24 protein-coding genes are annotated in these 26,046 nt (G+C 67.7%); 8 read left to right on the top strand and 16 right to left on the bottom strand.

Annotated features, from left to right (window positions below; all coding sequences use genetic code 11):
• Positions 1-92 precede the first annotated feature (92 nt).
• The 5 genes from CMO28_RS16450 to CMO28_RS16430 all read right to left on the bottom strand — a co-directional run bounded on the left by CMO28_RS16450 (position 93) and on the right by CMO28_RS16430 (position 6,575).
• Positions 93-500: a hypothetical protein gene (locus CMO28_RS16450; RefSeq protein ID WP_296715304.1), complete on the bottom strand. Its 408-nt coding sequence runs from the start codon at positions 498-500 to the stop codon at positions 93-95.
• Entirely contained in the window at positions 497-4,789 is a 4,293-nt protein-coding gene (locus CMO28_RS16445) for a tape measure protein (protein ID WP_296715302.1), read from the bottom strand. Before CMO28_RS16445 ends, CMO28_RS16450 begins: the two co-directional genes overlap by 4 nt.
• 125 nt (positions 4,790-4,914) lie before the next feature.
• On the bottom strand, positions 4,915-5,208 hold the full coding sequence (locus CMO28_RS16440) for a DUF1799 domain-containing protein (protein WP_062762623.1): 294 nt from the start codon (positions 5,206-5,208) through the stop codon (positions 4,915-4,917).
• 68 nt (positions 5,209-5,276) lie between these two features.
• Positions 5,277-5,639 carry a hypothetical protein gene (locus CMO28_RS16435; RefSeq protein WP_062762621.1) on the bottom strand — a complete coding sequence of 121 codons (363 nt, stop codon included), beginning with the start codon at positions 5,637-5,639 and terminating at the stop codon, positions 5,277-5,279.
• Positions 5,640-5,648: 9 nt separating this feature from the next.
• Entirely contained in the window at positions 5,649-6,575 is a 927-nt protein-coding gene (locus CMO28_RS16430; protein ID WP_296715299.1) for a hypothetical protein, read from the bottom strand.
• A 340-nt stretch (positions 6,576-6,915) separates the two neighbouring features.
• Here CMO28_RS16430 and CMO28_RS16425 point away from each other — a divergent pair, with 340 nt between their 5' ends.
• The gene (locus CMO28_RS16425) at positions 6,916-8,703 is read left to right on the top strand and encodes a sulfatase-like hydrolase/transferase (RefSeq protein ID WP_296715297.1); all 1,788 of its coding nucleotides are present in this window, start codon (positions 6,916-6,918) and stop codon (positions 8,701-8,703) included.
• Positions 8,704-8,725: 22 nt separating this feature from the next.
• Here the strand turns inward: CMO28_RS16425 and CMO28_RS16420 are convergent, their stop codons facing one another.
• The 3 genes from CMO28_RS16420 to CMO28_RS16410 form a co-directional block, all read right to left on the bottom strand.
• A complete protein-coding gene (locus CMO28_RS16420; protein ID WP_296715296.1) occupies positions 8,726-9,394 on the bottom strand; it encodes a calcium-binding protein in 669 nt (222 codons plus the stop codon).
• Between the two features lie 98 nt (positions 9,395-9,492).
• Positions 9,493-10,674: a carboxymuconolactone decarboxylase family protein gene (locus CMO28_RS16415; protein WP_296715294.1), complete on the bottom strand. Its 1,182-nt coding sequence runs from the start codon at positions 10,672-10,674 to the stop codon at positions 9,493-9,495.
• Between the two features lie 149 nt (positions 10,675-10,823).
• The gene (locus CMO28_RS16410; protein ID WP_296715293.1) at positions 10,824-11,729 is read right to left on the bottom strand and encodes a LysR family transcriptional regulator; all 906 of its coding nucleotides are present in this window, start codon (positions 11,727-11,729) and stop codon (positions 10,824-10,826) included.
• A gap of 156 nt (positions 11,730-11,885) precedes the next feature.
• Between CMO28_RS16410 and CMO28_RS16405 the strand changes: the two genes are divergently transcribed.
• Complete coding sequence (locus tag CMO28_RS16405) at positions 11,886-12,902, top strand: zinc-dependent alcohol dehydrogenase family protein (protein WP_296715292.1); 1,017 nt, start codon at positions 11,886-11,888, stop codon at positions 12,900-12,902.
• Between the two features lie 9 nt (positions 12,903-12,911).
• On the opposite strand, the gene CMO28_RS16400 is transcribed toward CMO28_RS16405, so the two are convergent.
• Entirely contained in the window at positions 12,912-13,697 is a 786-nt protein-coding gene (locus tag CMO28_RS16400; protein ID WP_416370974.1) for an SDR family oxidoreductase, read from the bottom strand.
• A 103-nt stretch (positions 13,698-13,800) separates the two neighbouring features.
• Between CMO28_RS16400 and CMO28_RS16395 the strand changes: the two genes are divergently transcribed.
• The gene (locus tag CMO28_RS16395) at positions 13,801-14,172 is read left to right on the top strand and encodes a winged helix-turn-helix transcriptional regulator (RefSeq protein WP_082828352.1); all 372 of its coding nucleotides are present in this window, start codon (positions 13,801-13,803) and stop codon (positions 14,170-14,172) included.
• Here the strand turns inward: CMO28_RS16395 and CMO28_RS16390 are convergent.
• A complete protein-coding gene (locus tag CMO28_RS16390; RefSeq protein ID WP_296715286.1) occupies positions 14,073-15,080 on the bottom strand; it encodes a LysR family transcriptional regulator in 1,008 nt (335 codons plus the stop codon). The genes CMO28_RS16395 and CMO28_RS16390 overlap by 100 nt on opposite strands.
• Before the next feature lie 100 nt (positions 15,081-15,180).
• Here CMO28_RS16390 and bla point away from each other — a divergent pair, with 100 nt between their 5' ends.
• Positions 15,181-16,092 (top strand): class A beta-lactamase, encoded by a 912-nt coding sequence (gene bla, locus CMO28_RS16385; RefSeq protein ID WP_296715283.1) that lies wholly within the window; start codon positions 15,181-15,183, stop codon positions 16,090-16,092.
• A gap of 3 nt (positions 16,093-16,095) precedes the next feature.
• Here bla and CMO28_RS16380 read toward each other — a convergent pair whose 3' ends face one another.
• On the bottom strand, positions 16,096-16,665 hold the full coding sequence (locus CMO28_RS16380; RefSeq protein ID WP_322111372.1) for a helix-turn-helix domain-containing protein: 570 nt from the start codon (positions 16,663-16,665) through the stop codon (positions 16,096-16,098).
• A gap of 102 nt (positions 16,666-16,767) precedes the next feature.
• Here CMO28_RS16380 and CMO28_RS16375 point away from each other — a divergent pair, with 102 nt between their 5' ends.
• On the top strand, positions 16,768-17,541 hold the full coding sequence (locus tag CMO28_RS16375; protein WP_322111371.1) for an SDR family oxidoreductase: 774 nt from the start codon (positions 16,768-16,770) through the stop codon (positions 17,539-17,541).
• Between the two features lie 27 nt (positions 17,542-17,568).
• On the opposite strand, the gene CMO28_RS16370 is transcribed toward CMO28_RS16375, so the two are convergent.
• The 5 genes from CMO28_RS16370 to CMO28_RS16350 all read right to left on the bottom strand — a co-directional run bounded on the left by CMO28_RS16370 (position 17,569) and on the right by CMO28_RS16350 (position 21,413).
• A complete protein-coding gene (locus tag CMO28_RS16370) occupies positions 17,569-17,907 on the bottom strand; it encodes a type II toxin-antitoxin system PrlF family antitoxin (protein ID WP_296715278.1) in 339 nt (112 codons plus the stop codon).
• 127 nt (positions 17,908-18,034) lie between these two features.
• Positions 18,035-18,337 (bottom strand): helix-turn-helix domain-containing protein, encoded by a 303-nt coding sequence (locus CMO28_RS16365; protein WP_296715276.1) that lies wholly within the window; start codon positions 18,335-18,337, stop codon positions 18,035-18,037.
• A gap of 131 nt (positions 18,338-18,468) precedes the next feature.
• On the bottom strand, positions 18,469-19,368 hold the full coding sequence (locus tag CMO28_RS16360; protein ID WP_296715305.1) for a DUF2971 domain-containing protein: 900 nt from the start codon (positions 19,366-19,368) through the stop codon (positions 18,469-18,471).
• Between the two features lie 36 nt (positions 19,369-19,404).
• Positions 19,405-20,193 (bottom strand): GntR family transcriptional regulator, encoded by a 789-nt coding sequence (locus CMO28_RS16355; RefSeq protein WP_296715274.1) that lies wholly within the window; start codon positions 20,191-20,193, stop codon positions 19,405-19,407.
• Complete coding sequence (locus CMO28_RS16350) at positions 20,166-21,413, bottom strand: acetyl-CoA hydrolase/transferase family protein (RefSeq protein ID WP_296715273.1); 1,248 nt, start codon at positions 21,411-21,413, stop codon at positions 20,166-20,168. Before CMO28_RS16350 ends, CMO28_RS16355 begins: the two co-directional genes overlap by 28 nt.
• Before the next feature lie 104 nt (positions 21,414-21,517).
• On the opposite strand from CMO28_RS16350, the gene CMO28_RS16345 reads away from it, so the two are divergent.
• The 3 genes from CMO28_RS16345 (at position 21,518) to CMO28_RS16335 (ending at position 25,819) form a co-directional block, all read left to right on the top strand.
• Positions 21,518-22,876, top strand: coding sequence for an MmgE/PrpD family protein (locus tag CMO28_RS16345; protein ID WP_296715271.1), 1,359 nt, complete (start codon positions 21,518-21,520; stop codon positions 22,874-22,876).
• 55 nt (positions 22,877-22,931) lie between these two features.
• Positions 22,932-24,344: a phenylacetate--CoA ligase family protein gene (locus tag CMO28_RS16340; RefSeq protein ID WP_296715269.1), complete on the top strand. Its 1,413-nt coding sequence runs from the start codon at positions 22,932-22,934 to the stop codon at positions 24,342-24,344.
• An 83-nt stretch (positions 24,345-24,427) separates the two neighbouring features.
• Positions 24,428-25,819: an amidase gene (locus CMO28_RS16335; protein ID WP_296715267.1), complete on the top strand. Its 1,392-nt coding sequence runs from the start codon at positions 24,428-24,430 to the stop codon at positions 25,817-25,819.
• The last annotated feature ends 227 nt before the right edge of the window (positions 25,820-26,046 follow it).

The following is a 26,046-nucleotide window of genomic DNA, read 5'->3' as shown; positions in this document are numbered from 1 at the left end:
CTCGTCGCCGTCTACGCCGTCGCCAAGGCTCGAAAACCCTTCGTGCCAAAGCTCGCCGACTGAAAAAAGCGCTTGCTCAGCGTGACGGTATCTCATGGCAGGGCCATCCTGAAACCGGTCACCTGGATGAAATGCCCGATCTCCACCGGGCCCGCCGCCAGCACCAGGTCGCCGGCGGGGGTGTCGGGCAGGGTCGGGGCCACCGACACATCGCCGTCGAAGGCGGGGGTGCCGTCGCTCAGCATCATGCGGAACCAGGCGGGCATGCCCGCGGCGCGGGCGGTGCCGGTCCATTCCCCGGTCATCGCGGCGCCCGTGGCATCTGCCGGCCCGAACGGCACCTCCGGCAGGCGCAGCACGGCCAGCAGGCTGCCGGCCGGTGCCGCGATGTCGGGGCTGGCCGGCCGCGCCCCCTGATACAGGTGCAGCCGGGCATCGGCGAACAGGGCCGCCACCGCATCGGTGGCGGCCCGGCGCATCGGCAGGGAATGGACGATCATGCGACCCTCATCTTCTGAAGCAGCAGACCGCGCTCTTCAAGCCGGCGCAGATCGCGCAGCTCTTCGGTCTGGGTGACGATGGCGCCGACGGTGCCCTCGGCGCCGAAGGCGACCTGCCGGCCCACGGCCTGGGTGTCGTCGCGCAGCGCGGTCAGCACCTCGCGCAGTGCGCGAACCTCGCCGATCAGCGCATCGCTGCGCGCCGTTTCCGCGGCCTGGGCCGCAACCGCACCGCCCGCCGTGGCACCGGCGCTTGCGGCCGGTGCCGCCGTGGCGGCGGGGGTCGCGGCCTCTGCGGCACCGCTACCGCCACCGGATGCGGCCGTCACCGCGCCGCCAACCGATCCCTGTAGCAGCTGGTTCAGGGCTGCGATCGCCTCTGCCAGGGCGGCCTCGTCGCTGCCGGCATCGGTCAGCGCCGGCAGGCCGGCCAGGCTGCTGCGCACCATGTCGACCAGCGCCGCCTGGCGCACGCCCGATCCGTTGATCTCGCGCCCCAGGCCCAGCAGCGTGTCGGCGCTGGCGGTGATCCGGCCCAATGCCGCCGCATCCCCTGTGCGTGCCGCTTCCAGATCGGCGGCAAAGGCGCTCTGCGCCGCCTGAAAACGGCTGGTGGCGTTGCCGCCCCCGGCCTCGCTCTGGTCCAGCGCCGCCAGCCAGTCGCGAATGCCGCCGGCCGCGGTGTCGGTGTCCACCGCCACCCGCCGGATCATCTCCGCCAGGTCGGGGAAGCGGGCAGCCAGGGCATCGATCGCCTCGGCCGACAGCCCTGCGCCATCCACCATGTTGCGGATTTCAAGGCCCAGCGCTTCCGACAGCTTCGCCACCCCGGCACTGCCTGCGGCGGTGAAGGCGTCGCGCGCCGCGGTTTCGGCCGCGGTGATCATGTCGGCGACCTGGTCGACGACCCCCAGCCCGCGGGCGCTGCGGATGCGCCGGTCCAGCCCCTCGCTGTAGTCGTTGGCGATCTTCTCGCGCGCGGCGGCCAGCGCATCGGCCACCTGGGCCGCGGTCAGGCCGAAATCGGCGGCCGATTTCGCATAGGTCGCGAAGGTTTCCTCGACCGTGATCATGGCCTGGGAGAACTCGGTCACCGCCGGTGCCTGATCGCGGATGCCTAGCAGCCGCTCGACGAAGCCGGTCAGCGCCTCGTTCACCGGCTCCATGTCCTGGTTCAGCCGTTCCGCGGTCTCGCGGAAGGTCTCCAGCTGGTCGATCTGCGCTTCGGCCGCCTCGCGCGCCCGCTTGGCGGCGTTGTCGTTCAGGTCCAGCCCCTGGTTCAGCCATTTCAGCGTGTCGGTCAGCGTGCTGGCGAAGGTGATGTCCTGCATCGCCTTGTCGACATCCGACCAGTCGATCTTGTCCACCGCACGGGTCAGGGCCTCGGGGATCTCGCCGGTCAGCTCCGACACCAGATCGCGGGCGATGTAGCCCAGCGCCTTTTCGGGATCGTCGAGAGCGGCGATCCGCACCTTGGTCGCATGGCTGGTGCCGTACTGGATTCCGTCGCGGCCACCCACATCGATGAAGCGGCGGACATGGTCCAGGCTGCCGCCGGTCGTCTCTTCCAGCATCGCGCCCAGCTGGTCGATCGCGTCCATCAGCGTGTCGCGTGCCTCGACATTCCGGGGATCGCGGGTATAGCCAGAGGTACCGCGTTCGCCGGTGCCGGGCGAAACCCAGCCCCAGGCGGCATAATTGCTGGGTTTCTTATTGCCGATCAGCCCGCCGATCGCGGCACCTGCCAGCAGGCCGATGCCGGGCAGTGCCAGACCGCCGAGTGCGGTGGCGATGCCGGTGCCGGCGATGCCCGGCACGCCGGCCAGGACGGCGCCGCCTGCCGCCCCCAGCCCGCCGCCGATCGATCCGCCCAGCTGATTGCCGCCGAAGAGGCCGGCCAGCGGGCCGCCCAGGGTGAAGCCGATGCCGGCGGCACCCAAGGCCGAGCCGAGCGAGGTTGCCGTCCAGCCGCCGGCCCCCATCGGCAGCTGGGCGCTGCCGGTGAAGCCGGCCGCCTCTGCCGCCGCCAGCTGGCCCAGGCTGGCCGCCGAGGTGCTGGCGCCCGCCTGGAACATGCCGAGCGAGCGGCCGATCACGTCGATCGGCCCGGCCAGGCTGCCGAAGGTCTGCGTGCCCAGATTGCCCAGATTGAGCGAGCCGTTGGCCTTGCTCAGCACCGACCACAGCCCGCCGAGCAGGCTGCCGTCACTGCCGGCCACCGTGGTGACGGCCGATCCGCCGCGCGTGAACAGCCCGCTGAAGCGGCCCAGGAGATTGCCCGCCAGCCCCTGCAGGGCGCCGCCCAGATCCTTCACCAGCGGGTCGAGGATCCTGCTTTTCAGGCCCTTGGTGATCTCGCTGCCGACATCTTTCAACAGGGTCCGGCCGGTCTGTTTCAGCCCGCCGAAATCGCCCGAGATCAGCTTGTCGACCGCCTCCTGAAAGGCGGTTTCGAAATGCTTCGAAATCTCCGGCCAGAAGCCGTCATCGGGCGTGGTCCGCCCGGGCGTCTGCGGCGTGGTCGTCGGCTGATCCGTCTTGTCGACCACGGTGGTGCGCTCCACCGCCCGGTCGCACTGGCAGGGCATGGCGGTCGCCACCGGCTGGGTGGCGATGGTGGCGATCGACGTGCCGCCGCCGCCGGTCACCACCTGCGCGGTCGCGGGCGGCTGCCCCGGCGGCACGGTCTCGGCGGCCCTGAGCCGGGCTTCCGCCTCCTTCTTCTTGCGCTCCTTCTTCTTTTCCGCGGCCAGGACCATGGCATCCAGCGTCGGCGTGACCATCTCGCCCAGATCCGACGCCAGGTCGGTCAGCTGTGTCGCGATCGCGTCGCGCATGCCGCCGATATAGTCGGTGGTGAGCGCGGTATGGATGGTCTTCTGCAGCCGTTCGCCCAGGCCGTCGAAGCCGAAGGCGTTCTCCGCCCCGTCCTCATAGGCCTTGCCGATTGCCTGCGCGGCGCCCTTGAAATCGCCGTCCATCAGGCGATCCCAGACATTGCCGACGGCGTCGATGCTCTTGTTGAAGCGCTCGATCACCGCATGATAGATCGTGTTGCCGACCTCGATCGCGGCGCCGCCGATCGCGGCGAACAGGCCGATCGCGGTGTTGTACACGCTCTTCATCGTGTCGCCGAAGCTGCCGATGGTCCGGCCGATCCAGGCGAAGGCCTTGCCCATCGCGCCGGTGATGTTCGTCCAGATGTCGCCGGCAAACAGCTTCATCTGGTCCCAGACCACATCGGCGAGATCGGCAAGCGTCACCATGCTGTCGGTCACCGGATGGATGTCGTCGGCAAAGGCGACAAGTGCCGCGCCGGCCAGCACGACCGCGGTGGTGATGGCGCCGAGCGGCGTGAACAGCAGTGTGGCGTTCAGCGCCATGAAGGCGGTTCGCGCCACGGTGATGCCGGTTTCGATGCCGCCCAACATGGCGGCAAGCGTGCCGCCGGCCACCACCAGCGGGCCGATATTGTCGGCCGCGACCAGCATGATGGCCGCCATCCGCTCGGTGATGCCGAAGGTCTGGTCGATCCGGCCGACCAGCGTGGTGAACGAGGTGTCGAGCGCCGAAAGCGCGCCGCCGATCCGCGGCGGCAGGGCCTCGAACGCATCGGCGATGGCCGGCGCCCGGTTTTCCAGCGCGGCGAAGACGTCGGCAGAGGCGAGCCGGCCTTCGCGGGCCAGCGCCATCATGTTGTCGGTGCTGGTGCCCAGGCCCTGGGCCAGCATCTCGGCCAGGCGCGGGCTTTCGGTCATGGCGTCGGTGAAGCTGCGGCCGTCGACCGCGGCCCTGGTCAGCGATCCGGCCAGCCGGGTTGCCGCGGCCTCAAGGTCGCGGCCGGCGGCACCCGACAGCGCCATGCCCTGGGCGATGGCCTGCGAAACGCCGACCGCCCGGTCCAGCCCGCCGCCGAACCGGTCCATGTCGCGGGCAAGCCCGGTGAAGATGCCGGCCATGGCGCCCAGAGAGGTCTGGCTGTCCTGGGCCGCGCGGGCGATTTCCTGCTGCAGCGGCACCACCGCGGCGCTGGCGCCGGCCACGCCGGCGATCCGGGCTTCGACGCCCGCCCATGCATCGGCCAGGCCCAGCAGCCGGCCGGCCACCGAGGTGACGGTGTCAACGGCACCGGCAACCGTCTGCTGGGCGTCGTTCAGCGCTCGGGCGGTGGTCTCGGTGGCCTTGTCCTGCGTGGTGGCGGTTGTCGTGGCCGTCCCGGCCATTTTCATGTCGGCCGCCGCTCCGGCGCCCGGCGCCTGAAGCACGAGCCGCAAGCTGATATCGGTCATATCGGGATGTCCATCTGAAGCGGGTCGAAGATGGGGAGGGGCCAAAGACGGGGAGGGGCCGACGACGGGGAGGGGCCGACGACGGGGAAGGGTCGGCCGCAACGGATGAAGGCGGCACGCCCGCGTCACCGGCGCCGGGCGCGCCAGACGTCGAGGGCGGCCGCCTCCATGGCCTGGATGTCGTCGAGGAGATCCGGCGTCACACGGCAGCGTTCCACACGGGCCACGAAGGCGAGTGCCGTGTAGTCCAGGCCGATGGGCTGGCCGGCCGGTCCGGCGGTGCGCCACTGGGTCGCGACCCGCCGGAAAAGGGACCAGGGCTTCAGATTCTGGGGCCAGATCTCGATGCCGTCCGGGCCGGCGAGCAGCCGCCGGCGCGCTTTCAGCGCCGCCGCCTGCTCGCCGGTGATGCCCAGCATCGCCAGGTCCTGGTCCTGATCGTCTTCGGCCGCATCGTCGCCCGCCGCCCAGGCGCGGGCGACGTCGGTCAGTTTTTTCGCCGGATCATGCCGTTGGAGATCGAGGCGAAATAGGCGTGGGCGACGGCGTTGCGCACCGGCAGCAGCGCCAGCAGCAGGTCGCGATTGTCGTCCGAGAAGGCGATGGGCTCGCCCGTCTCTGCGTCCTGCAGGTCGTTTTCCCAGCCGATCAGGGCGCGGCGCATCAGCGCCTTGTCTTCGTTCTCGCCGGCTTCCTGGGCGCTGCGCCGGATCGCGTCGATCTCGGTATCGGGCAGCATTTCGAAGCGGGCGGTGAACGAAGCCCGGTCGAAGCCGCCCCGCTCATTGGGCATTTCGACCGAGACGCGGGCGGTGAATTCCAGCCGGTCGGCGATGCGGAGCTTCAGCATGATCGGTCCTCAGCGCACGGTGATGGCGAATTCGCCGGCGACCGGCGTCGGCAGCAGGGCAAGCTGCATCTGCAGGCCCACCGTGCCCGAAATCTCCTGATAGGTGATGTCGGTGATCTGGACCTTGCGCAGCGTCAGCCCGACCCTGGCGCCGTCCTCGGTGCCGTGGGTGATGCTGACCACGCCGGTGGTGTTGGCGGCGGCATCGCTGAAGAAGTTGCGCGTCGCCAGCTGCGGCATCTGGGCGGTGATCGTGGCGGTGCCGCTGCGGGCGACACGCTCGATCTTCTCGGCATCGGTCAGCGCCACGTACTGGATGTCGTTGCCCATGTCGAGTTCCAGCGACTGCATGCCCAGCGACACGGCGTCGAAGGCGACCGCGGTTGTGACCGGACCCACCGGCACCGGGGTCGTGAAGCCGCTGAGCGACACGGCCGGCATGGCCGCGGCGGTCACGGGCACGAACAGGCCGATGAAGGTGAAGGCGAGGTAGGGGATCTGGTCGACCGTCATCCGGATCGCCAGATTGCCGCGGGCCCCGGTCACGGCGTGGCGCACGCCGTCGACGTTCACATACAGCGTGGCCGAGGGCGGCAGGTCATCGATGGGCGCATAGGCGACGCTTTCGTCGGTGACGATGTCTTCCGACATGCCGCAGGCCTTCAGCAGGCTGCCATAGGCGGGCACGGTGCCGGCCTCGCCCGCACCGGCGAAGGCGACGTCGAAGGTCACCTGCACATTGCGGCCGACCATGAAACCGCCGCGATTGCCCAGGCGGCCGTCATCGATATTGCGTTCGGCCAGGCCGTGCTGCAGGGGGGTGATCGCGAGATTCTCGGTCTCGATCGCATCGCTGGTGCCGTTGGGTGCGGCGTCGACGGCGTAGCCGCTCTCCAGCTTGGCGAGAATGGTCTTGCGGCGCCAGGTATAGGCCATGGGTTTGATCTCCGGGGAAAATCAGGGTGCTCCGGAGGTGGAGCGGTATGCTGCATGACATGCACCAGCACACCGCCGAGGGTATTTTGCCGTGGAGGATTCTGCATCTCAAGTTATGTTGCCACACGGTTGCCGCATGCGGTCGCATTTCTGGACCTGCGGCGAAATGGGCCGGGTCGGAACATCGTCAGTGGTGTAGAGGTAAACAAAACCTGATTTTTAATTGAAAAATTCTGGCCGGCTTTTCGTCTGTCATGCCCAAATGTCCAAGGGCCGGCACATGACGCCATGTCATGCGGAGGTGGTGCGCCGCCGGCCCCGTGGAGGAGAGGACGAGACGATGACTCAGCCCGTGCCCGGCCGGCGGCCGAATTTCCTGTTCCTGATGGTGGACGAGATGCGCCATCCGCCGGTTTACGAAAGCGAGGCGACCCGGGCCTTCCGCGCCGCCCATCTGCACATTCAGCCGGTGCTGCGGCAGAACGGCGTGAACTTCACCCGTCACTATGCCGCCTCGGTCGCCTGCGCGCCCAGCCGGACCTCGATGTTCACCGGCCAGTATCCCTCGCTGCACGGCGTCACCCAGACCACGGGTGCGGCCAAGTCGGCCTCGGATCCGCAGACCTTCTGGCTCGATCCCAACGGCGTGCCGACCATGGGCGCCTGGTTCCGGGCCGGCGGCTATCGCACCTTCTGGCATGGCAAATGGCATGTGTCCGATGCCGATCTCGCCACGCCCGGCACCCATAACGGCCTGCCGTCCTATACCGCCGACGGGGCGCCCGATCCGCAGAAGGTGGCGCTTTATCGTGCCGCGAACCGGCTGGATCCCTATGGTTTCGACGGCTGGATCGGGCCCGAGCCCCATGGGTCGAACCCGCTCAACAGCGGCTCGTCGGCCAAGGATGCCCGGGGCCGCGATGTCGCCTATCGCGACGAGGTGGTGGCGACGCTGAAGGCGCTGGATGCCGCCGGGGACGACACGCCCTGGCTGATGGTCGCCTCCTTCGTCAATCCGCACGACATCACCCTCTATGGCCTGGCCGCCCGTCTCGGCGGCGGCTTCTCCTTCCCGGTGGGCGAGGACGTGCCGAAGGATCTGTTCGACGACAGCTTCAAGGCCTCGCGTTTCGAAGATCTCTCCACCAAGCCATCCGCCCAGGCCAGCTATGCCGAAAGCTACCGGCAGTGGATGCAGCCGATCGTCGACAAGGAATTCTACGAGCGTCTCTATTATCAGCTGCAGCAGACCGTCGATGCTGACCTGATGGCCGTCTATGAGACGTTGATGCAGACCCGCTTTGCCGAGGACACCATCGTCATCTTCACCTCGGACCATGGCGACCTGCTCGACGCCCATGGCCATATGCACCAGAAATGGTACACGATGTATGAAGAGGCGCTGCATGTGCCCTTCATCATCTCCAACCCCCGGCTTTTCCCCGGCGGGGCCGAGGTCGACGGGCTGACCAGCCATGTCGATCTGCTGCCGACCATGCTGGGCCTGGCCGGGCTGGATGCCGACCAGCTGCTCGCCCGGATCGCGCCGCGCTATACCGATGCCGTGCCGCTGATCGGCCGCGATCTGACGCCCGCGCTGGTCAACCGCACACCGCTGACCGATCCGATCTATTTCATGACCGACGACGACCCCAGCCGCGGCCCCAACCAGGTCAACTTCACCGGCATCGCCTACAACTCGGTCATCCAGCCCAACCATATCGAAGCGGTGATCGTGGCGGGAGAGGACGGGACGCTCTGGAAATACGCCCGCTATTTCGACAACCCGCAATTCTGGAGCACGCCGGGCCGGCCGGGTAATCCCAATGCCAATGTCGAAGACATCGTGACCAGCCCGGTGGGCATGCCGCCCGACACCGACGGCACCACCCAATGGCCCTATAACTACACGGTCAAGCACCAGCCGGTGGCCGAGGAATACGAGATGTACGAACTCAGCGCCGACCCGCTGGAGCTGAACAATCTGGCCGGCCAGCCGCAATGGGCCGAGCGGCAGGCGCAGCTTGCCGCATTGCTGGCCGAACAAAGCACCGCCAAGCGCACAATTCCCCAGAGCGGCCGCGTGCCCGGCCAGCCCCTGCCGATCCCGGCCGGCCAGATGGGTTGAAGCCGTCAGGAGCGAGCGCCGGTCAGGTCACCAGGAAGTCGGCGGCGGTAAGCGCCAGGCCCTTGCCCAACAGGGCGATCTGCACCGCCGCCCCCGAGCCGCTGCCATCGGCATCATAGAACAGCCCGCCAGTGGCCTTGTCGTAAAAGACATGGTCATTGGCGTCGGCTGCCTTGTTACCCACCCGAAAGTTTGCCGCGGCCAGCACGCCGGTCTTGGTCAGCCGGGTGAAGATGGCGTTTTCCAGCTGGATCGTGTCGTCCGCCACCACGTAATCGGTGATGACGTCGCGATTGTCGCTGCCGGGGGCGGTGTCGAAGCGGAAGATGCCGCGGCCGCTGCCACCGGTCAGCCGGTCCATTCCGGCGCCGCCGGCGAGCAGATCATTGCCCGTGCCGCCCTTCAGCACGTCGTTGCCGCCATTGCCATAGAGCTGATCGTCGCCGCCATAGCTCTTGATCACATCGCCGCCGGACGAGCCGTTCATCCGGTCATTGCCGTTCAGCACATAGGTCATCGTGCCGCTCTTGATCGTGCCGAGGCGCGTGTCATAGGTAAACGAGCCGGTATAGGTCTGCGTAAGTGACCCGCTGCGCACCTGGATCATGGAGGCGGTCGCCCGGACCACCGTTCCATACCAGAAATAGGCGTCGTCCATATCGATGGGCTGATGAGCGGTGACCGTGGCCATGGCCGGTTTCTCCGATGGAGAGGGTATCCGGCGGAGCATAGGTCACCGCATATGGTCCGTCATCGGGGATCACGCCCACCGATGCGAAATGCGCGGCCTCAGCCGCCCGAGGGATAGACCGCGTCCGACACCTTTTCCATCCAGGTGACGACCGATCCGTCCAGCGCCTCGGCGATCGCGAAATGAGTCATGGCGGCATCGGGGGCGGCACCGTGCCAGTGCCGGGTCAGGGGCGGGATCCAGACCACATCGCCGGGGCCCACCTTCAGGACCGGCCCGCCGTCTTTCTGCACCAGACCGCGGCCTTCGGAAATGAACAGCGTCTGGCCCAGCGGGTGGGTGTGCCAGGCGGTGCGGGCGCCGGGGGCGAAGGCGACGGTGGCCCCGCCGATCCGGGCGGGGGCGTCGCCCTGATAATGGCCGTAGACCTTCACCTCGCCGGTGAAATACGCGTCGGGGCCGGGTGTCGCGGTCTCGGGCGCGGCGGGGATCACCCGCAGATCGGTGCCGGCAGCCGCAGCGGCCGCACGCCCGGCGAACACCTTTTCCAGCACCGGCACCGCAGACATCGCCCGCGGCCAGCCGGCATAGAAGGCCAGATGGGCCGGCACTTCCGCAGCCTCGTCGCGGCTGAGGCCGTTATCCATGGCGCGGTCGGCGTGGAAGGGCAGCTGTTCCGGCTGACCGATGGCGATCAGCGCCGCCATGGTGATCAGGCTGCGGTCGCGCGGCGCCAGATCGGGCCGCTGCCACAGATCGCCGAACAGCACCCGGTTGGTCAGGTCGGCGAGGGCCGGGGCGGTGGGGCCGACCGCGCCGTCGACGGCGGCCTTGCGTGCTGCTTCGGCAGCCGCTTCCAGCTCGATCCGCGCGGCCCCGCTCTCGGCCACCGGGCCGATGCTGCGTTGCTCGAACACCGTGCGTGTCTCGAACACTGCCGAAATGGCGACCGGCCAGCCGGCATAGAAAGCGAGCTGGGTAATCAGCTCGCCGACCTCCTCCGGTCGGACGCCGTTATCGAGCGCGCGCCCGACATGGGCGCCGATCTGCGCCGTCCGCCCGGTGGACACCAGGGCTGCCAGGGTGATCAGGCTGCGGTCGCGCGGGCTCAGCACCGGCCGGGCCCAGACTTCGCCGAACAGCAGGTCGTCGGTGAAACGGCCCAGCGCCGGTGCGACCTCGTAGACGGGGGCGGGGGCGATCCTGCGCCTCTCCTCCTGCGCCTCTGCGCCGGTGGCGGCCAGCGTGGACAGGGCGATTGTGGCGGCGATCTTCTTCATGATCCTCGTGATCCTCCGGCATCGGTCGGGCGGTGGCGGGCGGCAAGGCCATGCGCCACACGATTGCCGATAAGCTGGGGGCATGGGGATCCTGCGATTAGACGATCAGATCCGCACAGGCTGATATTGCTGATTCATGAATGGCCGCCTCATGAACGGCTGCCCGCCCGCGCCCGCAGTGCATCGACCAGCAGCCGGAAGGCGAGCGAGACCTGGCGCCGGCTTGGATAATACAGGTGGTAGCCGGGGAAGGGGGGGCACCAGTCCTCCAGCACCCGCACCAGCCGGCCCTCGGCGATCAGGCTGCCGAACTGGTCTTCGGGCAGGCAGGCGAGGCCCAGCCCGTCGAGTGCCGCCCCCACGATCAGCGGCGTGTGGTCGGTGGTGAACCGGCCGCTGACGCGCACATTGAGTGGCCGGCCTTCTTTCTCGAACTCCCAGACATACAGCCCGCCCAGGGTCGGCAGCCGAAGGTTCAGGCAGTCATGGCCGGTCAGGTCATGGGGGGTGCGCGGCACCGGGTGGCGGTCGAAATAGGCCGGCGACCCCACCACCGCCATGCGCAGATCGGGGCCGATCCTGACCGCGATCATGTCGCGATCGACCTCTTCGCCCAGCCGCACCCCGGCGTCATAGCGTTCGCTGACAATGTCGGTCAGGCGCTGATCGACCGAGATTTCGATCTCGATGCCCGGATGTTCGGCGATCAGCCGGCTGGTCACCGGCATCAGCAGGTCCATGGCCGCCTGGCGGCTGGCGGTGATGCGGATCGTGCCCGTGGGGCGGTCGCCCAGCACGCTCACCGCCCGGATCCGTGCCTCGATGTCGTCGAAGGCCGGGCGCAGGGTCGCCAACAGCTGTTCGCCCGCATGGGTGGGCGCGACATTGCGGGTGGTCCGGGTCAGCAATCGCACGCCCATGCGTTCTTCCAGCCGCCGGATGGTGTGGCTCAGCGCCGATTGCGACGTCCCCATCCGCGCGGCCGCCCGGGTGAAGCTGCGCTCTTCGGCCACGGCCACGAAGGCCATCAGATCGCCCAGTTCCTCACGCTTCATTCCGGTCTCCCCTCGTACCTGCCCGGCCAGAATATATGAGCGAGCGACATAGGTTCATACCGATCTGATGATCTAATCGTGCGGCGCGGCGGGTGCTATGTCGTCAGGCACCCGGCCATGCCCGTCATGGCCCCCCTCGGGAAAGGACCAGATCCCATGCTGGGCACCGTACTCCACGCCCCCGGCGACGTTCGTTGCGAACACGTCCCCGAGCCGGAAATCCTGCAGCCGACTGATGCGATCATCCGCCTGGCCGCCAGCTGCATCTGCGGCTCCGATCTCTGGCCCTATCGCGGGCTGAACGACATCACCGCCCCCATGCATATGGGCCATGAATATTGCGGCGTGGTGGTCGAGGTGGGGGCCGCGGTCACGACCGTGCGGCCCGGCCAGTTCGTGGTCGGCTCGTTCTGCCTGTCGGACAACACCTGCCCGCATTGCCGCCACGGCTTTCAGTCGTCCTGCGAGCAGCGCGAATTCATGAGCGGCGCCCAGGCGGTGCTCGCCCGTGTGCCGCTGGCCGACGGCACCCTGGTTGCGACCCGGGAAATGCCTGCCGAGGATCTGATCCCCGGCCTGCTCGCCGCCTCCGATGTGCTCGGCACCGGCTGGTATGCGGCCGATGCCGCGCGCGTCCAGCCCGGATCCAGCGTGGTCGTGGTGGGGGACGGTGCGGTCGGGCTGATGGGCGTGCTGGCCGCAAAGCAGATGGGCGCCGCCCGCATCATCGCCATGAGCCGCCACAAGACCCGCCAGGATCTGGCCCTGCATTACGGCGCCACCGACATCGTCGCCGAGCGCGGCGAGGCCGGCATCGCCCGGGTGCGGGAACTGACCGCCCGCATCGGCGCCGATGCGGTGCTTGAATGCGTGGGCACGCAGGACTCGATGACCCAGGCCCTGCGCGTCGCCCGGCCCGGCGCCATGATCGGCAATGTCGGCGTGCCCCATGGCGTTGAATTCGACGGCCAGCAGCTGTTCTTCTCGCAGGTCGGCATGCTGGGCGGCCCGGCGCCGGTCCGCCGCTTCCTGCCCCATCTGATGGATCTGGTGCTCAGCCGCCGCATCGATCCGGGCCTGGTCTTCGACCTGGAGCTTCCGCTTGCCGACGTCGCCGAAGGCTATCGGGCGATGGACGAGCGGCGGGCGATCAAGACCCTGCTGCGGGTGTGATGCCACCCGTCAGATGGTCGGCACCGTGCCGCCGTCGACGGTGATCTCAGTGCCGTGGATGGCCGAGGCGCGGTCCGATGCCAGGAAGGCGATCACCTCGGCGACCTCGTCGGGGCGGGCGGGGCGGCCGATCGGGATGCCGCCCAGCGCGTCCAGAATGCTCTGGCGTGCCGCTTCCTCGGTCGTGCCCGCCCCGGCGGCGATCCGTTTGACCATGGCATCGGCGGCATCGGTATAGATCCAGCCGGGGGAGACGACATTCACCCGCACGCCGCGCGGCCCGATCTCCTTGGACAGCGCCTTGCTGTAGGTGACGAGTGCCGCCTTGGCGGCCGCATAGGCGGTGGTCGAGTCGGGCAGCGGCAGGCGGTGCTGGATCGATGCAGTATGGATGACGGTCCCCCGGCCGCGCGCGATCATGCCGGGCAGCAGTGCACGGTCGAGCCTGACCGCGCTCAGCAGGTTGAGGTTGAGTTCGGCCAGCCAGCAGGCATCGTCGAGCGCCATAAACCCGCCGCCCGGCGACCCGGACCCGCCCAGCACATGCACGATGATATCGACCCCGCCGAGGCGGTCGATGGCCGCCTCGGCAAGGGTTGCGACCCCTTCGGGCGTCGTCAGATCTGCGGCCAGGAAGGCCTTGGGGGGTACGAAATCGGGCCGCTCCGACCGGGCGGCGGTGATCAGCGCGGCGCCGCCCGCGGCAAAGCGCTGAAACGCCGCCGCGCCGGCCCCCCTGGTCCCGCCGGTGATGACCACACGCCTGCCGCGGAATTCGGACGGATCGATCGACATCATCGGACGGTCTCCTTTCGGGGGCGGAGGTGATTGACCGGTTCCGATATGCCGCTAAGCTGAAGAAAAAGGAAGACCGCACAAAAAAGTGAGGGACTTACTTATGAGTAAGCGGCCCGACTACACGCCCCATAGCGGCGCGCAGGGTATTCAGAACGCCTTGCGGATTCTTGAAGGGCGCTGGAAACTGGTGATCCTGTTCCAGTTGTTCGGCGGCAAGACCCTGCGTTTCTCGGAACTCGAACGCTCGATCCCTGGGGTATCGCAGAAGATGCTGGCCCAGCAGCTGCGCCAGCTGGAGACCGACGGCGTGGTCCGGCGCATCGTCCATGCCGAGGTGCCGCCCCGGGTCGACTACTGCCTCACCGACTGGGGTCAGTCCCTCTGTCCTGCACTCGATGCCCTCCTGCTCTGGGCGGAAGCGGCGCCGGACGACATCCGGGCGCAGCTGATCCCGTCGCCCATGCCCGCCTGACCCGCCCGGCCCGCCCGACCCGCCCGACCCGCCTCGGCGGCGTCGCGGCAGGCGTCCGAGATCCAGGCGGTGAAGGCCGCCATCGCCCGGCTCTGCGGCCGTTCCGACGGCCAGGCCAGGAAGTACCGCCCGGCCGATACGGCGGTCGTGAAGGGCCGGACCAGCCGCCCCTGGCGGATCTGGCGGCTGAACATGGCGACCGGCAGCAGGGCGACGCCGAAGCCGTCGGCCGCCAGTTCCGCCAGTGCCACCGAGCTGTCGAAAACCGGGCCGGTGACCGGCGGGGCGGGGATGCCGGCGGCGGCGAACCATTGCGGCCATTCCGCATTGCGATAACTGCGCAGCAGCACCGCCCGGCCCAGATCGGCCGGATCCTGCAGCCGCGCCGCCAGCCCGGGGGCACAGAGCGGCGACAGCGGCGCCTCGATCAGCGGCACGGTTTCATGCCCGGTCCAGCCGCCGGTGCCGAAGCGGATCGCCATGTCCAGCCCTTCGCGCAGAATTTCCACGCGGTTGTTGTTGGTGGCGATGCGCAGCTCGATTTCGGGATGGGCGGCGCAGAACCCGTCCAGCCGGGCGGTCAGCCAGCCCAGGGCGAAGGTGGTGTTCACGCCGACATTCAGCACCTCGACATCGCGCCGGCCGTGCAGCCTGTCCAGCACCCGGCCGATGGCGTCGAAACTGTGTTCCAGCACCGGTGCCAGAAGCCGCCCCTCATCCGTCGGCACCAGGCCTTGAGAGGTGCGCTGGAACAGGGTGGCGCCCAGCAGATCCTCCAGCCGGGCGATCTGATGGCTGACCGCCGCCTGGGTCACGCGCAGTTCGATCGCCGCCTTGGTGAAGCTGCCCTGGCGCATGGCCACTTCGAAGACGCGCAGCGCGTTCAGGGGGATGTCCGGGCGATCCATCGCATAACCTCAGCTTATGGCGGCCAGCAGGATTTGTCGGCTGGGCCGCCGATGCAAGCCCGATTAAGAGAACGGCATAAGAAAATCTTGAGGAGATCTCATGATGCCGATCGCTCTTCCGCGTCTGCCGCGTCTGCCGCGTCTTGTGGCGGGCCTGGCCCTGGGGCTGTTTCTGGCGATGCCCGCCCGTGCCGACACGCCGAAGACCCATACGCCCGAGACCCGGCTTGCCGACACCGTCAGCCGCATCGAGGATCAGCTCGATGCCCGCATCGGCCTCGTGCTGCACGATACCGGCCGCGGCTGGCGATGGGGGCACCGCGCCGATGAACGCTTCCTGATGAACAGCACGGTCAAGATGCCGATCTGCGGCGCGATCCTGGCCGGGGTCGATGCCGGGCGTATCTCACTAAACGAGACCCTACCCATCCGCCGGGCCGATCTCGTCTCCCATGCGCCGGTCACCAGACCGCGTGTGGGCCAGGCGATGTCGATCGCCGATCTCTGCTTCGCCACCCTGGACCAGAGCGACAACCCCGCGGCCAATCTTCTGATCACCCGCCTCGGCGGCCCGGCCGGGGTCACGCAATTCTTCCGCAGCATCGGTGATCCGGTCAGCCGGCTGGACCGGCTCGAACCCGGTCTGAACAGCGCGCCGGCCGGCGACCCCCGCGACACCACCACCCCGGCGGCCATGGCGGCGACCATGGAAACCCTGCTGCTCGGCACCGGCCTGACCCCGGCATCCAGGGCGCAGCTGACCGAATGGATGCGCCATGGCGGCGTCGCCGGCGCCCTGCTGCGCAAATCCGCCCCGGCCGACTGGCAGATTGCCGACAAATCCGGTGCGGGTGACAACAGCCGCAATCTGGTGGCCCTGATCACCCCGCCGGGCCGGGCGCCCTGGATCGCGGCGATCTATCTGGGGGATGCCGAGACGGATTTCGCAACGCGCAACAAGGCCCTGGCCGAGATCGGGGCCGCGGTCGTCGAGGTGGTCAGGGCGCCCTGACGCTCACCGCCGGCCCATCCCCTCCAGGAAGATCCCCTCCAGGAACAGGCCCAGCAGATGGGGGATGCGCGTCTGTGACGCCTCGTCCTCCCCGGTGGCGAGGGAAATCGCGGTCACCACGCAGACCAGATCCTCGAAGCTCACATCCGGGCGAACGGCGCCGGCGGCCTGCGCCTGATGCAGCAGCCGCCGCCCTTCCGCCGTCGTCGCATGGCAGCCGGGCGTTCCGCTTTGTAAAACCGTACCGATCGAGGTGGCGAGGCCGCGATACAGCGTCGTGTCGGCCGCCAGGTCTTCGAGATAGGCCCTGAGCGCGCCGGCGGGATCGCGCCCGTCATCCCGCGTCCGGCTTGTCTCGGCAAGCGACAGGAAGCGGGCGCTGCAGGTGGCGGCCAGCAGCTCCTCGCGCGTCGGAAACCGGCGATACAGCGTGCCGATGCCTACGCCCGCACGCTTCGCCACATCCTCCAGCGCGGCACCGGCGCCCTGTTCCAGAAACACCGCCTCGGCCGCCGCCAGGATGCGCTCGCGGTTCCGCCGGGCATCGGCGCGCAGGGCGCCCTCCTGGTTCATGGTGTCTTCGCTCACGGTCTTCTCCGGAAACACTTGTCAAACGGAGGATGCCTCCATATTTTAAGTGGAGCAATCCTCCACTTATGACATGGGGCATGACAGATGGGCATCGCGCAGCGATCTGAGAACAGGTTCGGGAACCGGTTTGAGAACAAGGTGGTGGTGATCACCGGCGGCAGTGACGGCATCGGCCTGGCCACGGCGCAGCATTTCGCCGCCGAAGGCGCGCATGTCTATGTCACCGGCCGCCGGCCGGCGGCACTGGACGCGGCCGTCGCCGCCATCGGCCATGGTGCCGTCGGCGTGCCGGGGGATGTCGCCGACCCGGCGGATCTGGACCGGCTCTACGACCGCATCCGCCGCGACCATGGCCGCATCGACATCGTCTTCGCCAATGCCGGCATTTCCGAATCCGCCGGCCTCGACGCCATCGACGCGGCCCATATCGACCGCCTGTTCGACGTCAACCTCAAGGGCACGGTCTTCACCGTGCAAAAGGCCCTGCCGCTGATGACGGCGGGCGGCGCCATCATCCTCGCCGGCTCGGCCGCCGGCAGCAAGGGCCTGCCGGGGCTCTCGATCTACAGCGCCACCAAGGCCGCCATCCGCTCCTTCGCCCGCAGCTGGACCACCGACCTCAAAACCCTCGGCATCCGCGTCAACGTGGTCTCCCCCGGCATGATCCTGACCCCGGCCATGGACAGATACCTCACCGCCAACCCCGGCACCGAAGACGCCCTGAAACAGATGACCCCCTTCGCCCGCCTCGGCAACGCGGAAGAAGTCGCCCGGGCGGTACTGTTCCTGGCATCGGAGGACAGCGGTTTTGTGGCGGGGGATGAGCTGTTTGTGGATGGGGGGGTGATGGCGGTTTAGACCGCAGATATCATCACCTGATCGTGATCACGGCTGGAGCGCGACATCCCCATCAATCTCGGCATCAAGGTCGGCGTCCATGTCCCCGACAAGTGCTGCCATGCGATCGCGCAGGCTGGCGGGCAGTGCGGCGATGGATGTGCCCGGGTGTTTGCGCATGTCCTGCGCCAGAAATGCGAGGAAGCGATCCACGACCGGATCGCTTGCCTCTTCCATTACTTTCTCGACATGAACCCGATGCTGATTGTCCACAAAGAAGGCGATGCGCCCGCCGTAGTCCACGCCCAAAGCCTGTCGCACGCTCTTGGGCACAGTGGTCTGGCCGTTGGCGGTGATCGTGCATTCTTCTTTCAGCAGCGTGCCCATGATCGGCTCCCATCTGATTTCTGATAGAGGTGAGGAAATTTCTTCACCTCTATCTAGAATGGTCGTAGCTGTCGGCCAACCGGCGGGGTCGCCGATACCTGCCGCCAATCATGCCTAGGGCCCAACATCAGATAATGGCCTGCAACCCCTTGTCCGCAATGACGTTCAGCAGCTTGAGCGCCGGGCCGGTGGGGCGGGTCGCGCCTTGCTCCCACTTGCGCACAGTTGACGCGGTGGTGTGCAGGTGATGTGCGAACACCGGCTGGCTGATCTTCAGGCTTTCGCGCAGATGCTTGATCTCCATGGGGCTGAACTCCCGAACCGGGGCCGGGCAGATCGCGCCGAACGCGCGCAGCGTCACCTTGTTGAGGGCGCCTGCGTCGTGTAGCGCAGCCAGGTCGTTGCGTAGCGATTCGATGATGTGGCTCATAACAGAAGTCTAAATAAGGGCGGGAGATTGGATATTGCACCGCCGGACGTACAATATAAAATGCATTTCCAGTGCGTTCCCGCCTCTGTTCATGCCCATTTTTTAATTTTGGGGGACTGCGGTATAAATGGTTAATTTGTGTTCCTATCCTGGCATAGCGAACAGCTATGTGTGTGAGATTTTCCGTAGTGTTCGTGGGAAAATTTTCCATCAACTATTCTGGCCTGCATCATATTTGGCTTATGAGGCAGCGATTCAGCTTCAGAACTGACACGTAGAACGTCTTCTTTCGGAGAGCGCCATCCGCATATGATTCCCTCAACATGTATCGGATTGAATACTTTAAGACTTAGGCCACTTTCCGGAATACAGCTCTTGAGGTCAGTCAAAACACGCCATTCCTGCTCATATGCCCAGTCCTCGTGCTTCGAAAAGAAAAGCCGATCCTGTGTGGAAGGATTAAAACTCATACCGACAGGGTTTTTCTCGTACCTGACTGGCTTCAATATATCAAGGATCCCGGTGGTTTCATCATTATAGATATCTGAGAGGTCGCGAAGAACTACGATAAAGCCCTGCGCAAGATCTGCGTAGTGTGCCCACATCGGCAAAGAGTCAAATCGAGAGGAAAGGGACATAACGCCCACTTTTGATCTAATGTATTTTGCGATTTTTTGATAAAAATTGGTAATATAAGGGCTATCGAATGCGTCATTCTGTATAATTCTGTTATATTCTTCTATGTTGTCGGGAACGGGAAAATCTATATCCAGGCGAGATAGGAATTTTGCCTGTAATTTAAGGAAATTGAACTCGCATTCGCTGATCCCATGTCTGCGTTGATCTTCTAAAGATTTGAATATTTCTTCCTCATCCACGAACGGGAAAAGGTCGAAGGGGTCATTTAAATCGGCGGGAGGTGTAAACTTAAATCTGCCTCTCAGGATATTAATAGCGGCATCTGCAGTTCGAACATATTTAAAGAGCGTTTTGGGTGTCTTCATGTGGATACAAGCCCCAAGGACAAACATCACTGGCACGATAATACATCCTGGGTAGAATTTTGATCACCCCCCATCCCTCTTAATCCGCATCGTATAACTATACCGATCCGCCGGATGATCATTCACCGAGGCGATCAGCGGCCGGCCCTTGCGGTCCAGATAGCGGCGGACGACGCGCAGGACATGGGCTTCGGGGCGGGTGTCGTCGAAGAGGCGGCGGCTTTCGGGGGGCATGGGCAGGGCGGTGATGGTTTGCAGGGTTTCCGTCACCGTCACCCGGGCGCGCTGTTCGATCAGGGCGTAGAAGGGGCCGTGGCAGTTGGGGAATTCGTCCTGCAGCCAGGCGAAGCGTTCGGGCACGAAGACTTCGGTATAGCTGATCGGCGCGCCGTCGCCCTGGGCGGAGCGGACGCCGTGGATGTGCAGCCAGGGCTCGGCCGGTTCGGTGCCGATCAGCCGGGCGGTCGGCTCGTCCAGCCGTTCCATTTCCATGGCGTGAATGCGGAAATCGGTGTCCAGCGCATACTGGAACAATTCCGACAGCGACCGCATCGACTGGCTGAAGATCGAGCCCGGTTCCGCCGAGAGCACATGGGTGCCCGATCCCTGCCGGCGCTCCACATAGCCCTGTTCGACCAGGCGGCGCAGCGCCTCGCGCACGGTATAGCGGCTGACGGCGAATTCCGCGCACAGCTCCGCCTCGGTCGGCACCAGGCTGCCGACCGGATAGAGACCGTCGGAAATCCGGTCGCGGATCTCCTGGAAAACCTGAAGATAGCGGGGGATTTCCGGGCCGTCCGCCGCGGCGGCCGCCGGGTCCCGGGTCAGATCTGCCGCCTGATCCTGCTCCATGCGCGTTCCAGCTCCCCTTGAAATTCGGGCGCGGCCACGGCGATCAGGCGTTCCGCCCGCATGTCGAGGTCGCACCCACGCAGATCCGCACAGCCGTATTCGGTGACGACGATGTCGATATCCGCGCGCTGGATGGATACAACAGTTCCACTCTCCAGAACAGGGACGATCCTGGATCGTGCACCCCCCGCGGCGGTCGAGGCAAGGGCAACCACCGCTTTCCCGCCTGCCGAGCGGCGCGCGCCGCGCAGGAAATCGACCAGCCCGCCCTGGCCGCTGATCTGGCGGCCGCCGATCATCTCGGCCGAGGCCTGGCCGAACAGGTCGACCTCGATCGCCCCGTTCACCGCCACCAGCCGGGGCAGGGCGCCCAGCCGCGCGATGTCGTGGGTCTCGGCCACCGGCCGGAAGCGCACGCGCTCCGCCCGGGCGATGCGCTGGTGGAAATCGGGCGTGCCCAGGGCCACGCCGGTGGTGATGCCGCGGCTCGCCACACCCGCCTCCAGCAGCTCCAGCCCCGCCGCCGTCACCATCCCGGCATGCAGCCCCAGATCCCGGTGATCCTTCAGCGCGCGGAGCAGGGCCGCCGGCGCGGCGCCGATGCCGGTCTGGATGGTGGCGCCGTCTTCGATCAGCCCGGCGATGCGTGCGCCGATCCGCGCCTGGACCGGATCGTCACGATCGGGCGGCAGCCCCGCGGGCAGGCCGTCGCTGTCGATCAGCCCGGAAAACCGGTCGATCGGGATCCGGATACCGTCGCGCGGTTCCGGCAGGTCGGGCAGGATCACGCCATAAAGCCGCGCGCGACCGGCCGCCACCGCCGGGGTGAAATCATGGGCCATGGCCAGCGACACCATGCCGTCGCGCGGCGGCGCCACGGTGAACAGCGCCGCGTCGATCGGGCTCGCCTGCAGATGGTGGTATGTGTCGACATAGGCGAGCGGCAGATGCCGCACCCGGCCTGCCTCGAACCCCCGGCGCAGGGCCGGGGTGACGAAGATCGACTCGACCGTCAGCGTCGGGTCCAGCGCCGCCAGATCCAGCCGGTTGACGCCGGGGATGAACACGCCGGTGAGTGTCTTGTCCCTGAGCGCCCCGCAGGCGCCCAGCGCCGCCAGCACCCCGGTGGGTTCGCCCGCGCAGCCGGCGGCATAGATCCGCCGGGCGGGTGCCAGAGCCCGGGCCAGGCTGTCGAGATCGATCAGGGGCAGGGGGGACATGCTGCTCGTCATCATCCGTCACTGAACGGGTTGCGCTCCGGGTTTCGGCTGCTAGTATATGTCCGGACAAATTTGGAAGATAGCCCTCATGCCCGAGAATTCCGATGTCTGACAGCCCCGCCAGCCCGACCAGCCTGACCGAACAGTTGAGCCGGCACCTTGTCCGCCCGGTCGATGCGGCGGCGCGTCGCCGGGCCCGGCGCGCGGTGCTCGACTGGGCCGGCTGTGCCGTGATCGGGGCGGCGACCGAAACCGGCCGCGCCTTTGCGCGGCTTGCCGCGGGTGGGGCGGCCGGGCCGTCGCGGGTGCTGGGTGCGGGGCGCGCCCCCGCCCGTGACGCCGCCTTCACCAATGGCGCCTATGGCAATATCTACGAAATGGACGATGTCGACCGCCAGGCGGTGCTGCATCCGGGCCCCGTGGTCATCCCGGCGGCGCTGGCCATGGCCGAGGCGCTGGGCAGCGGCCCCGATGCCCTGCTCGATGCGGTGGTGCGCGGTTACGAGGCGATGGTGCGCCTGGGGCGCGCCATGGGCCCCGCCCATTACCGCCAGTTCCACCCCACCGCCACCTGCGGCGCCTTCGGGGCAGCCGCGGCCGCGGCCTCGCTGATGGGGTTGGACCAGGCACGTCTGACCGGCGCGCTCGGCACCGCCGCCACCCGTGCCGCCGGGCTCTGGCAGTGCCGGCACGAGCCGGTGACCACCAAGCAGTTCCACACCGCCCGCGCCGCCGCCGGCGGTGTCGAGGCGGCCTGGCTGGCCGCGGCAGGCCTGGGGGGCCCGCGCTTCATTCTGGAAGGGCCCCAGGGCCTGTTCGCCGGCATGGCGCCCGATGCCCGGCCGGCGGAGATCACGGCGCCCCATGACGGCGCCTGGCTGATCCTCGGCACCAGCATCAAACCCTGGCCGGCCTGCCGCCATGCCCATGCCGCGATCGATGCCGCGCTGATCCTCCGCGACGAGGCACATGGCCGCATGCCGGCCGCGATCGAGGTGCGCAGCTTCGCCGATGCGCTCACCTTCTGCGACCGGCCCGATCCCGCCAGCACCATCCAGGCCAAATTCAGCCTGCAGCATGCGGTGGCCGTCACCCTGCTCGGCGGCCCGCCGCCGCTCGATGCCTTCGAACCCGAGGTCATTGCCGATCCGGCGGTGGCCGGGCTGCGCGCGCGGGTGCGGCTGGTGGTGGCCGAGCCCTATGCCGGCGCCTATCCGCGCCGTTTCGGCACCGGCCTCACCATCACCTGGGACGACGGCACCACCAGCCGTGCCGAGGTGCCGGATGCTCTGGGCGACCCCGAAAATCCGGTCGATCATGCGGCGGTGGTGACCAAGACCCGCACGCTGGCCAGGGCGGCCGGGCTGGACGAGCAGCGCATCGGGGCGCTGATCCAGGCGATCGAGGCCCTTGAAGGCCCCGATCCGGCCCGGATCGCCGCTTTCACCGCCATCCTGCCCTGATCTGCATCCCTCACCGTCACACCTTCACCCCCCACATTTGCGAAGAGACGAAAGCATGACCGGTCCCGACTATTTCCAGGCGCCCGACTATTTCCAGGCCATGGACTACCCCACGATCGTCCAGGCCTATCCGGTGGGGGATGATTTCGTCGCCCTGGGGCAACGCCTCAGCCGCGACGAGCTGTTCGCGCGCCAGGACGCGCAGTTCCGCAAATGCCTCGATTTCGCCTGGAAGGTGCCGTTCTATCAGCGGCTCTGGGGCGAGAAGGGCATCGAGCCCGGCGACATCCGGGGCCTTGCCGATATCGGCCGGCTGCCGACCTATTCCAAGACCGAGCTGATGGCCTCGGTCGCCGCCCATCCGCCCATGGGCGATTTCCACGGGCTCGACAGCTACCCCGCCGGCCAGCGCCCGCCGGTCGTGTTCCAGACCACCAGCGGCACCACCGGCAAGCCCCAGCCGCTGATCTATGGCGCCAAAAGCCGCGAGGTGCAGAACCGTCTTCTGGCGCGCGCCTATCTCTGGCAGGGCATGCGGCGCGAGGATGTGGTTCATTCGGTCTATGGCCATGGGCTGATCAATGGCGGCCATTACGTCCGCGAGGCGGTGAGCCACTGGGTCGGCGCCTGGTTCATGAGCGCCGGCACCGGCATCGAGACCCGGTCGGTCAATCAGGTCATGATGATGCGCGAATTCGGCGCCACGGTGCTGGTCGGCTTCGGCGACTATGTGAAGCGTCTGGCCGATGTCGCCCGCGCCGAGGGCATGGAGCCCGGCCGCGACATCCGCATCCGCATGATCACCGGCCATATCGGCGCCGAAAGCCGCGAGACCATGAGCCAGGCCTGGGGCGGCGCCCAGGTCTATGACTGGTATGGTGTCGGCGACACCGGCATCATCGCCGGTCAGGGCCCCGACCAGGACGGCATGTATGTGATGGAGGATGCGCAGTATCTGGAACTGCTCGATCCCGATACCGGCCTGCCGGTGGAAGACGGCGCGCTGGGCGACATGGTCTGCACCTGCCTGTTCAAGGACGACGTCTTCCCGATCATCCGCTTCAACACCCACGACGTGACCGAGGTGATGACCGGCGCCTCATCGACCGGCGTCAATTTCCGCCGGATCCGCGGCTTCATGGGCCGGTCCGACAATATGGTCAAGCTGCGCGGCATCAACATCTTTCCGACCGGCATCGGCGCGCTGCTCTCGGAAGAACGCGAGGAGATGACCGGCGAATATATCTGCCGGGTGGACCGCATCGACGGCCGCGACGAGATGACCGTCCATGTCGAGGTCCGGACCGGGGGCGGGGATGCCGCGATGAAGGCGGCTTACGAGAAGATCCTGCGCACCCGCCTGGGTGTCGAGATCGGCGTCGCTTTCGCGGCACCGGGCGAGCTGGCGCCGCTGACCGGCATAGAGGTGCGCCAGAAGCCGGTCCGGCTGATCGACGAGCGCAAGTAAGCGCCGCTGACCGCCCGTCTCCCCCGCCGCTCTCCCCCGCCGCTCTCCCGTCATCTTCCTCTTCGCCGAAAGAGCCCACGCACATGAACGCGACGCCCGTGTCTGCGGACCTCACCCGCCTCACCGCAACGGAGCTTGGGGCCGCCTACGGCAATGGCACGGCCGATCCGCTGGCGGTGCTCGATGCCTGCATCGCGGCGATCCGGGCGCTGGATGGCGACATCCGGGCATTCATCGAGCTGGATGTCGAGGGCGCGCGGGCGGCGGCAAAGGCCTCCGCTGCCCGTTTCCGCGACGGCTGCCCGCTGGGCCCGCTCGATGGTGTGCCGGTGGCGGTGAAGGCCAATATCGCCGTGCGCGGCCTCGCCTGGTCGGCGGGGGTGGGCTATTGGCGCAACCGCATCGCGGCCGCAGACGCGCCGGCCGTGGCGCGGCTGCGTGCGGCGGGCGCGGTGATCCTGGGCACGCTCAACATGCATGAGGGTGCGCTCGGTGCCACAACCGATAACCCGCATTTCGGCCGTTGCTGCAACCCAGCCGTGCCGGGTTGCACCCCGGGCGGCTCGTCCGGCGGCTCGGGGGCGGCGGTGGCGGCCGGTTTCGTGCCGGTGGCGCTCGGCACCGACACCATGGGCTCCGTGCGCATACCGGCCGCCTATTGCGGCGTGATGGGGCTGAAGCCGACCACCGGCCTCGTCTCGAATGCCGGCGTGGTGCCGCTCGCCTGGTCGCTGGACCATATCGGGCCGGTGGCGCGGTCGGTGGACGATCTGGCCCTGGTCACCCGGGTCCTGGCCGGCTTCGATCCCGCCGACCCGGTGGCCGAACCCGCGCCCGCCGGCTGGACGGCGATGCCCTGCGGCCGCGGCCTGGCCGGCATGCGCCTCGGCCTGCCGCGTGAGATCGACGCCGTCGAGACCGAGCCGGCGGTGCGCGAGGCCTTCGCCCGCGCGCTCGACCGGCTGCGTGATCTGGGTGCCACCATCCAGCCGGTCGCCATCCCCGGCTGGTCGCCCGGCCGCGCGCGCCGCGACGGGCTGCTGATTTCCGAAGCCGAGGCGGCGGAGCTGCATCCCGAACTGATGGGCCCCGACGGTACCACCACGCCCCAGGGCGTGAGCGAGAGCTTCGCCGCCGCCCTGCGCTATGGCCGCGATGCCAGCGCCGCCCGGCTGGCGGGCGCATACCGCCGCACCGCCGAAATCGGCGTCGCCGCCCGTGCGGCCCTGGCGGGCCTCGACGCCTTCATCCTGCCCACGGCCCCCCAGACCGCCTTCGCCCATGACGCGCCGGTCCCCGCCGGCCAGGCCGATTTCACCGCGCTTGCGAATTTCGCGAAGCTGCCGGCGGTCTCGGTCCCCACCTCGCCGCCCGCCCCTGCGAACGCCCCGATCGGCCTGCAATTCATCGGCCCCCGTTTCGGCGAAGCCGCCATCCTGCGCATGGCGGCCGCCTGGACGGCAGCATCCGGTTGACGACCGAAACGGCGCACCTGCAGGGCATTGCACCGGCGCATCGGCAGGCCGGCCGCCAGCAACGCCTGTCACCTGGAACGATGTGGACATCCAGCCGGTCTTTCGACACGTCGATGCCGACAATCGGACGATCCTGTGGCATGATTTCTCCCTTTCCCAAGCTTGTTGGCGGGCTCTTGGCCCATGCAACTGTGCGGGCTTGTGGAAGGGCGATCGGGGCCATCCTT

It is taken from the genome of Tistrella sp. (genome assembly GCF_002684955.1).
GTDB lineage: Bacteria > Pseudomonadota > Alphaproteobacteria > Tistrellales > Tistrellaceae > Tistrella > Tistrella mobilis.
This window is presented reverse-complemented; position numbering and strand designations above follow the sequence as displayed.